Origin of the sequence: Lentilactobacillus sp. (assembly GCF_040773105.1) — a bacterium.
Taxonomy (GTDB): domain Bacteria; phylum Bacillota; class Bacilli; order Lactobacillales; family Lactobacillaceae; genus Lentilactobacillus; species Lentilactobacillus parabuchneri.
On sequence record NZ_JAXGWW010000228.1, the window covers coordinates 1 to 3,324 of the forward strand.

At 42.3% G+C, this 3,324-nt stretch carries 3 protein-coding genes and 1 pseudogene; 3 read left to right on the plus strand and 1 reads right to left on the minus strand.

Annotated features, from left to right (window positions below):
* The 3 genes and pseudogenes from AB3112_RS09830 to AB3112_RS09840 all read left to right on the plus strand — a co-directional run.
* Positions 1 to 413: pseudogene (locus AB3112_RS09830) on the plus strand (hypothetical protein); the annotation flags it as partial.
* 14 nt (positions 414 to 427) lie between these two features.
* A complete protein-coding gene (locus tag AB3112_RS09835) occupies positions 428 to 1,159 on the plus strand; it encodes a response regulator transcription factor (RefSeq protein WP_084972694.1) in 732 nt (243 codons plus the stop codon).
* A complete protein-coding gene (locus AB3112_RS09840) occupies positions 1,156 to 2,619 on the plus strand; it encodes a HAMP domain-containing sensor histidine kinase (protein ID WP_084972693.1) in 1,464 nt (487 codons plus the stop codon). Before AB3112_RS09835 ends, AB3112_RS09840 begins: the two co-directional genes overlap by 4 nt.
* 80 nt (positions 2,620 to 2,699) lie before the next feature.
* On the opposite strand, the gene AB3112_RS09845 is transcribed toward AB3112_RS09840, so the two are convergent.
* Positions 2,700 to 2,957, minus strand: coding sequence for a hypothetical protein (locus tag AB3112_RS09845; protein WP_367334398.1), 258 nt, complete (start codon positions 2,955 to 2,957; stop codon positions 2,700 to 2,702).
* Positions 2,958 to 3,324 lie beyond the last annotated feature (367 nt).

The following is a 3,324-nucleotide window of genomic DNA, read 5'->3' on the forward strand; positions in this document are numbered from 1 at the left end:
AACAGGCGACCCAATCAGATATTGACAACCAATGTACCGCGCTTTTGATGCTGCTGAGAAGTTCGGGCAGTTCAATTTCCGCAGCAGCTTTAAAAAAAGCGGTTGAACAATCTTACGGAAATTCAGGTCATCTCATTGATTTAAGTGAGTTAATCATCTCTGAAACTCATTCGATCCGCGACCTGAACCGGGCTAATTTTCGCCAGCTCAACAAACAGTTGATGCGAAGAAGACCGGTGGTTATTAAGGTGGCCGGCGTCGACAACTTGAAGTCCAGTTACATACTATTAACCGGATTCAACAGAAAGTTATATTATTATAATGATCCTTGGACAGGACGATTAGAATCCATTTCGCAAAATTATTTAAGAAAGCATTGGAAACGCGGGGATTTAGAAGCAATTAGTTATTAAAGGTGGGAATTTAAATGAAATTGTTAATGATTGAAGATAACAAATCAGTATCTGAAATGATGCAGATGTTTTTCCAAAAGGAAGGCTGGGATGTCACCTTTGCTTATGATGGCATTGAAGCGATCGACCTATTCAATGAAGATCCGGATAGTTGGGACATGATTACCTTGGATTTGAATTTGCCCAAAAAAGATGGGATGGAGGTTGCCAAAGAAATTCGGGCCAAATCACAAACTGTCCCGATCATTATGTTAACCGCCAGAGATTCCGACAGCGATCAAGTACTTGGATTTGAAATGGGCGCCGACGATTACGTGACCAAGCCATTTTCACCAATTACGCTGGTGGCAAGAATTAAGGCCTTACAGCGGCGGGCACATACGGAGCCGGAAAAAGAAGCGGTTCCTGACGAGTCGTCAAAGCAGGCAATGGATATTGAGACGGACAATTTTAAGTTGAACATCGACACTCGGGAAGCTTATTTGGATAACAAATTAATTCCGGATCTGACACCCAAGGAGTTTGAATTGCTGAAGACGTTGGCCCAAAAACCGCGTCAGGTATTTTCGCGCGAGCAGCTGCTGGCAGCCGTTTGGAACTATGAGTATTACGGCGACGAACGAACGGTTGACGCCCACGTTAAAAAATTACGACAGAAGATTGAAAAAGTCGGTCCGCAAATTATTCAAACTGTATGGGGGGTCGGCTATAAATTCGATGATAGTGAAGTGGACAAGAAAAAATGAAAATGATTTATCAGCAATTGCTGGGATTCTTTTTGGTTATCGCCTTTACAATTCTTCTCTTAGGCTTTTCGTTTGGTAGAATGTCAAAAACATTTGTGTACGATACGACTTGGGGCAATTTGGAAAAGTATTCCGACAGCTTGATCCAGCAATCATTGACGATTAATTCAAAGAAGAGTGCCAAAGTAACTTTTGATGAAGAAAAGCTCAAAAATTCCGAAGCACTATTGGAAAACCAGGCGGTCCACTTTACCGTATTTAGTCCTAAAGACCAGGTAATTTACCCGAATAACGGCGTTGCCCCGAAGATTACCAAGACCGACTGGCAGCACCTTCGTAAAAATCAAATTGTTCGGAAGGTTAACAATAAAAACTTCAAACTCAAGAATGGTAAGACACGTCCAGCGATGATTGAAGTTTTAAAACCATACTATTATAAAAAGAAATTGGTTGCAGCCGTCACGGTTGGGGCGTTTATTTCCGATGTTAACTCAAACGTTGACCGCATTAATCGGGACCTACTGAAGGCTTTGTTTATTGCGTTGATTATTTCAATGTTTGTCAGCTATTTTATTGCCCGCAGGTTGAATCGGCGGATTAGTAAATTGCGTAACGCGGCCAATCAGGTGTCAAACGGCAACTATCAGATTCGGTTGAAGCCTGGTGGCAAAGACGAAATTGGTGAACTGATTGTTGATTTTAACCACATGACCGAGTCACTCCAACAGGCGAACAATGAAATTCAGCGGCAAGAGGAGCGCCGTCAAGAGTTCTTGGCGAACGCTGCCCATGAGATGCGAACGCCGCTGACGACGATTTCCGGCATTCTGGAGGGCATTAAGTACGACGTCATTCCACAAGAATCACGTGCCAAGAGTATTGATTTAATGAGTAGTGAGACGCAACGGCTAATTCGACTGGTAAATGAAAATTTGGACTACGAAAAGATCCGTTCGAATTCGATTCAATTGGATAAACGTCATTTTAATGCCACCAAGGTATTGGCAAACGTCATCGATCAGCTGACCAGCAAGGCAGAGGAATCTGGGGACGAGTTGGTCCTCAACGCGCCTAAAGACCTGACGATTTATGCGGACTACGATCGGTTTGTTCAAATTGTCTTTAATATCGTCACCAATGGGATTCAGTTTACCAATAATGGGACAATCACGATTACGGGTGAGCGGGGCTACAACGAAACAATCATTAAGGTTGCCGACACCGGAATCGGCATGTCTTCCGATCAGCAGAAAAATATTTTTGAACGGTATTACAAAGCTGACGCATCCAGGAGAACCGGTAAGTATGGGGAATCTGGACTAGGTTTGGCAATCGTTCACCAGTTAGTAAAGTCCCATGGTGGCAAGATTTCGGTATCATCTGAGCTAGGTAAGGGAACGACGTTTACCGTCATTATTCCCGATGCGACCGCGGCTGAAAAGGACAAAGATCGTCATTAAAGATGCAGGCCCGAAGTCATTTGGGCTAGGCGGTTCAAATTGTTATCATAAAAAACAGAGGCTGGGACACGAGCAAATGCTCATATCTCAGCCTCTGTTTGATTGTTATTTTTGTGCTTCCTTTGCAGCATGTTCCTCATAAGCCTTGGTGCCTTTTCGGTTAAGCCGTTAATTTCGTTATGTTCGGTTTCGATATAACCAGCTTCAACCAGTGGCTTTGGATCGCCGCCAATAACGTTATCACAGTAATCAACAAAATGGTTAACGGGTGTCCCAGAGGAAACGCGTCCAGTATAAATTGCCTTTAAAATTTCATAGTCAGTATCAGTTAATTCCATCATGAACCTCCTAAAAGTTGTTGGCTTTATGATACCACGCAACCAATGTACCGGATGGAAATATGCTTTGGTGAGATTCTCCCATACAATTATGTAAAAGTGTATCCGAATTTTTTGAAATGAGTGAACCGACTATAAAACATCAGGACGATTATTTTCTGGCATGCTTAATATAAAGGACAAAGGCGGTAAGTCAAAGTCGCATAGTTTGTACCACCAAAATAGATATCCGAAAAATTTTTGAATTATTTTTATTTGATGTTGAATATGAGGATAATGCAGACATTCTGAGATCTCAAACAGAATGAGTTCTGGACACAGCAAAAAGGCTGCTAAACGTTATTCTAGCAACGTTTAGCAGCCTTAT